This is a genomic window from Blautia sp. MB18-30, from assembly GCF_023669475.1.
GTDB lineage: Bacteria > Bacillota > Clostridia > Lachnospirales > Lachnospiraceae > Blautia_A > Blautia_A fusiformis.
This window is the reverse complement of the sequence record NZ_JAMOYY010000035.1, coordinates 22,712-28,944: the sequence shown is the minus strand read 5'-3', so window position 1 is coordinate 28,944 and position 6,233 is coordinate 22,712. Positions and strand designations below refer to the sequence as shown.

Below are 6,233 nucleotides of genomic sequence, written 5' to 3'. Positions count from 1 at the left end.
GGCATACGGGAACAGTATAAATATAGCTTGTGGACACTGTGTAAGACATTGCAGTACCGTAAGGTGTTTGCCAATGCAGTAGTGGGAGAAGCAAGAATCCCCCTGCTTTAGCTGTGGGGAGTGTCAATGTGGTAATAAAAAGTACTGTGCGGATTTTGTCGAAATGATTTGCTTGCAGTATAGACCATATTGTGGTAAGCTGATCTTATCAAAAATAAAAAGCAGTTCCGGGATTCTATGGAAATGCTGTAAAAGCATATTTTCTAAAAATAATCTTATTTTTCTATTACATTTCATATATCAGGCAGATTGCCTGTCATCTCAGAAAATTCATGCTTTTTTCCATTTTTCAGCAGGAGTTTTCAGATGAGGCTCCTTGAGATCAAAACAGAGGAGTCGTGTATGATCGTAAACAATAACAGAACAAACAGCTCTAACCTGCGGCAGTGGCATCCTGCATTTTTTGCTGATATCCAGATAGAACTGGAGGCAGAAAGGGAGAATCTGATTTTTGAGAATGAGCATCAGCTTGGGACGAAACCAATGGAGATCGATGCGCTTGTGATCAAAAAGAAATCAGATATCCCCATTAATAAAAACATAGGAAGGATCTTCCGAAAATATAATATCATTGAGTATAAGAGTCCGACGGATTATATAAGCATCAATGATTTTTATAAGGTGTGTGGATATGCATTTTTTTATAAAGCGGATACGGTAACTGAGGATGAAATCCCAATTGAGGAGATTACGATCTCTTTGGTAAGCAGGGCATATCCCCGGAAGATGCTCCGTCATTTGAGGGAGTTTTGGAAATGCCGGGTAAAAAAGATGGAAGAAGGAATTTATTACGTAACAGGATCTAAGATCCCAATCCAGGTCATTGTAACAGAGCAGTTGTCGAAGAAGAAAAATCTGTGGCTGAGAAGTCTGACTGATAGAATAAAAGATAAGGAAGATATGAAACGACTTCTCAATGAATACAGAGAAAAGCAGAAAAATCCTTTGTACGAATCAGTTATGCAGATGATCGTAAGGGCTAATGAAGAAAAATTCAGGGAGGCGGATTGTATGTGTGAAGCATTAAATCGGATCATACAGGATCAGATCGAGGAAAAGATAAGAAAAAGTTTACAGGCTGGCTATGATGAAGGGTATGGAATTGGAATGCAGGATGGAATAAAGGATGGAATGCAGCAGGGAATGCAGCAGGGAATGCAGCAGGGAATACAGCAGGGAATGCAACAGGGAATGCAGCAGGGAGAACATAGTATTAATAGTTTGATCCTCTGCCTTGCTGAGCTGGGGAGGACGTCTGATATTATAAGATCGGCAGCAGATCCGGAATACCAGAAGAAATTGTTAAAGGAATTTGGGCTTTTGCCGGAGTAGCTGAATATTCCATATGTTTTAAGAGCATATTGTGCTGTGTTTTGGGATTGCATTTAATAAGATACTTTTTTGCCTGTATTTCCTATGATTTTGCGTGGAAATACAGGCTTTTTTGTGCTATAATAAACTCTGTATTCGTATGTAAAAAATATTTATTTTACAGGTATAAATGACACTTCCGGAGCGGGTTTGAGAATTGCTTTCTGCAAAATGAAAATACAGTATTTCCTGAAATTAACAGATCAGTTTATCTTGCTCAGGATTTGATGTAATGATTTCTGAAGCTGCTATGGTTCTGCAGAAATGAATTTTCAAACACGTCCGGACGACAAGAACAGGAGGAATGACATGGGCGCAGAGAATACAGAATACGGCGCGGATCAGATCCAGATCCTGGAAGGACTGGAAGCCGTACGTAAGAGGCCTGGAATGTATATCGGAAGTACCTCCAGCCGTGGACTTCATCATCTCGTATATGAGATCGTGGATAACGCAGTCGATGAAGCGCTGGCTGGTTTTTGTACGGAGATCCATGTAGATATCAATCCGGATAATTCCATTACAGTTACAGATAATGGTCGTGGTATTCCGGTTGGTATCAATCATAAGGCTGGTATTCCGGCAGTTGAGGTTGTATTTACCATTCTTCACGCAGGCGGTAAGTTCGGCGGTGGAGGATATAAGGTTTCCGGTGGTCTTCACGGTGTTGGTGCATCTGTTGTAAATGCACTTTCCGAATGGCTGGAGGTTACCATCTACCGAGAGGGTAAGGAATACAAACAGAGATATGAGCGTGGCAAGACTATGTACCCGCTGAAGGTGGTAGGTGACTGTGATCCGGGGCTTTCAGGAACGAAGGTTTATTTCCTTCCGGACAAGGAGATCTTTGAGGAGACTGTTTATGATTATGATATCCTGAAACAGAGACTTCGTGAGATGGCTTTCCTGACTAAGGGCCTTCGCATCGTTCTGGAGGATAAGAGAGAGGGACAGGAGCGCGAGAAGGTATTCCACTATGAGGGTGGTATCCGTGAGTTTGTAAGCTACCTGAACAGAAGCAAGGAGGCTCTTTACCCGGAAATCATTTACTGTGAGGGTGAGAAAGACGGCGTGTCTGTAGAGGTTGCGCTGCAGCATAATGACTCCTATACAGAGAACACCTATGGCTTTGTAAACAATATCAATACACCGGAGGGCGGTACACACATTACCGGTTTCCGTAATGCGATCACCAATACATTTAATGATTATGCACGTAAGAACAAGCTTCTCAAGGACAGTGAGCCGAACTTAAGCGGTGATGATATCCGTGAGGGCTTGACTGCGATCGTCAGTGTTAAGATCGAGAATCCGCAGTTTGAGGGTCAGACCAAGCAGAAGCTTGGAAACAGTGAGGCAAGAGGTGCGGTAGACAGTGTTGTAAGTAAACAGCTGGAGATTTTCCTGGAGCAGAATCCTGCAGTTGCCAAGGCTACCGTTGAGAAATCTGTTCTTGCACAGAGAGCCAGAGAGGCAGCCAGAAAGGCACGTGACCTTACAAGAAGAAAATCCGCACTGGACAGTATGTCACTTCCTGGAAAGCTTGCAGACTGTTCTGACAAGAATCCGGAGAACTGTGAGATCTATATCGTAGAGGGAGATTCCGCGGGCGGTTCTGCCAAGACGGCGAGAAACCGTGCCACACAGGCGATTCTTCCACTGCGTGGTAAGATCCTGAATGTTGAGAAGGCACGTCTGGATAAGATTTATGGAAACAAAGAGATCAAGGCAATGATCACTGCCTTCGGAACCGGAATCCATGAGGATTTTGATATTTCCAAGCTTCGTTATCACAAGATCATCATTATGACCGATGCCGATGTTGACGGTGCACATATCGCAACACTGCTTCTGACCTTCCTGTATCGTTTCATGCCGGAGCTGATCAAGCAGGGATATGTATATCTGGCGCAGCCTCCTCTCTATAAAGTGGAGAAGAACAAAAAGGTATGGTATGCATATGACGATGATGAGCTGAACAATATCCTTACCGAGATCGGACGTGACGGAAACAATAAGATCCAGCGTTATAAAGGTCTGGGTGAGATGGATGCCGAGCAGCTCTGGGAGACTACTATGGACCCTGAGAAGAGAATCCTTCTCCGCGTGACCATGGACGAAGCTGCCACATCTGAGATCGATCTGACATTTACCACTCTTATGGGAGACAAGGTAGAGCCAAGACGTGAATTTATCGAAGAAAATGCAAGATTCGTTAAGAATCTTGATATCTAGGAGAATAAAAAAGAATGGAAGATAATATTTTTGACAAAGTCCACGAAGTGGATCTGGAAAAAACGATGAAGGAATCTTACATCGACTATGCCATGAGTGTTATCGCCTCACGAGCTTTGCCTGATGTAAGAGACGGTCTGAAGCCGGTACAGCGCCGAGTTTTGTACTCTATGATCGAGCTGAATAATGGTCCTGACAAGCCACACAGAAAATGTGCGCGTATTGTCGGTGATACCATGGGTAAATATCATCCGCACGGTGACAGCTCCATCTATGGTGCGCTGGTCAATATGGCTCAGGAATGGTCCACAAGATATCCGCTGGTTGACGGACATGGAAACTTTGGTTCCGTGGATGGTGACGGTGCGGCTGCCATGCGATATACAGAGGCACGTCTCAGCAAGATATCCATGGAGATGCTTGCTGACATCAACAAGGATACGGTTGATTTTCAGCCGAACTTTGATGAAACAGAGCGTGAGCCGGTTGTGCTTCCGGCACGTTTTCCGAACCTTTTGGTAAACGGTACTACAGGTATTGCGGTAGGTATGGCAACCAATATTCCGCCGCATAACCTTCGTGAAACTATCAATGCAGTTGTTAAGATCATTGACAACATTGTAGAAGAAGACAGAGAAACGGCTATGGAGGAGCTTCTTGAGATCGTAAAGGGACCGGACTTCCCTACAGGAGCGACCATCCTCGGAACGAGAGGGATCGAGGAAGCTTACCGTACCGGACGTGGCAAGATCCGTGTCCGTGCGGTGACAAATATCGAGACTTTGCCAAACGGTAAATCCCGTATCGTGGTTACCGAGCTCCCGTACCTTGTAAACAAGGCACGTCTGATCGAGAAGATCGCAGAGCTTGTCCGTGACAAAAAGATCGACGGGATCACAGACCTGAACGACCATTCCAGCCGTGAGGGTATGCGAATCTGTATTGATCTTCGTAAGGATGCCAATGCCAACGTGATCCTGAATCTGCTCTACAAGCATACACAGCTGCAGGATACTTTTGGTGTGATCATGCTTTCTCTTGTTCCAAATCATGGAAGTATGGAACCGAAGGTTCTGAATCTGAAAGAGATGCTGGAGTACTATCTGGAGCATCAGGAGAATGTAGTTCGCAGAAGAACACAGTATGATCTTAATAAGGCACAGGAGAGAGCCCATATTTTGGAGGGTCTTCTGAAGGCACTTGATAATATTGACGAAGTGATCCGCATCATCCGTGGTTCCCGCAACGTACAGATCGCCAAGCAGGAGCTGATCGACCGTTTTGAGCTGACAGATGTGCAGGCACAGGCGATCGTGGATATGCGTCTCCGTGCATTGACAGGTCTGGAAAGAGAGAAGCTGGAGGCTGAGTATGCAGAGCTTATGGAGAAGATCCGCAAGTTCCAGGCAATCCTTGCTGACCGCAAGCTCCTTCTCCGGGTGATCCGTGAGGAGATCCTTGCCATTGCAGAGAAATACGGCGATGACAGAAAGACTTCCATCGGATACGATGTATATGATATCTCTACAGAGGATCTGATCCCGAGAGAAAATACAGTGATCGCAATGACAAAGCTTGGTTATATCAAGCGTATGACCGTTGACAACTTCCGCAGCCAGAACCGTGGTGGCAGAGGAATCAAGGGTATGCAGACGATTGAGGATGACTATATCGAAGAGCTTCTGATGACGACGACGCACCATTATCTCATGTTCTTTACTAATACAGGACGTGTATACAGACTGAAGGCATATGAGATCCCGGAGGCCGGTCGTACAGCCAGAGGAACTGCGATCATCAATCTTCTGCAGCTTGCACCGGGAGAAAAGATCACAGCTGTGATCCCGCTTCGTAAATATGAAGAGGGTCATTATCTGATGATGGCCACCAAGAAAGGCCTTGTGAAGAAAACTCCGATCAAGGATTACGAGAATGTCCGTAAGACAGGTCTTACAGCAATCGTTCTTCGTGATGATGACGAGCTGATCGAGGTTAAGGCTACTGATAATAATAAAGATATTATTCTTGTGACCAGGGACGGACAGTGTATCCGCTTTAAGGAAACGGATGTCCGCAGCACAGGCCGTGCGTCCATGGGAGTAAGAGGTATGAATCTTACTGACGGTGATGAAGTTGTTGCCATGCAGCTGAACACTCAGGGAGATTATCTGCTTGTAGTTTCCGAGAACGGAATGGGCAAACGTACAGCTATGAGTGAGTTCGTTGTCCAGAACCGTGGCGGTAAGGGTGTGAAGTGCTACAAGATCACCGAGAAGACCGGAAATGTTGTTGGCGCCAAGGCTGTCAACGAAGAGAACGAGATCATGATGATCACTACAGAGGGTATCATTATCCGTCTGCAGTGTGCGGATATCTCTGTTCTTGGAAGGATCACCTCCGGTGTGAAGATGATCAATCTTACAGAGGGTGTAACCGTTGCAAGTATCGCCAAGGTAAGAGATAAAGATCCGGAAGCAGATACAACTACCGAAAAAGCTGACGGAGAAACCGGCGATAACGAAGAAGGCTCTGCAGAGGAAGCTGTCACAGGCAGTGAAGAGGAATAA

Annotated in this window: 3 protein-coding genes; all 3 read left to right on the top strand. The window is 45.3% G+C overall.

Annotation, left to right across the window (positions count from 1 at the left end; all coding sequences use genetic code 11):
- The first annotated feature begins 402 nt into the window (after positions 1-402).
- The 3 genes from NCY57_RS13430 (at position 403) to gyrA (ending at position 6,233) form a co-directional block, all read left to right on the top strand.
- A complete protein-coding gene (locus NCY57_RS13430) occupies positions 403-1,392 on the top strand; it encodes a 3-isopropylmalate dehydrogenase (protein ID WP_173740103.1) in 990 nt (329 codons plus the stop codon).
- 348 nt (positions 1,393-1,740) lie between these two features.
- The gene (gene gyrB, locus NCY57_RS13425) at positions 1,741-3,666 is read left to right on the top strand and encodes a DNA topoisomerase (ATP-hydrolyzing) subunit B (protein ID WP_015526581.1); all 1,926 of its coding nucleotides are present in this window, start codon (positions 1,741-1,743) and stop codon (positions 3,664-3,666) included.
- 14 nt (positions 3,667-3,680) lie between these two features.
- Positions 3,681-6,233, top strand: a complete 2,553-nt coding sequence (gene gyrA, locus NCY57_RS13420) for a DNA gyrase subunit A (RefSeq protein ID WP_173723259.1) — start codon at positions 3,681-3,683, stop codon at positions 6,231-6,233.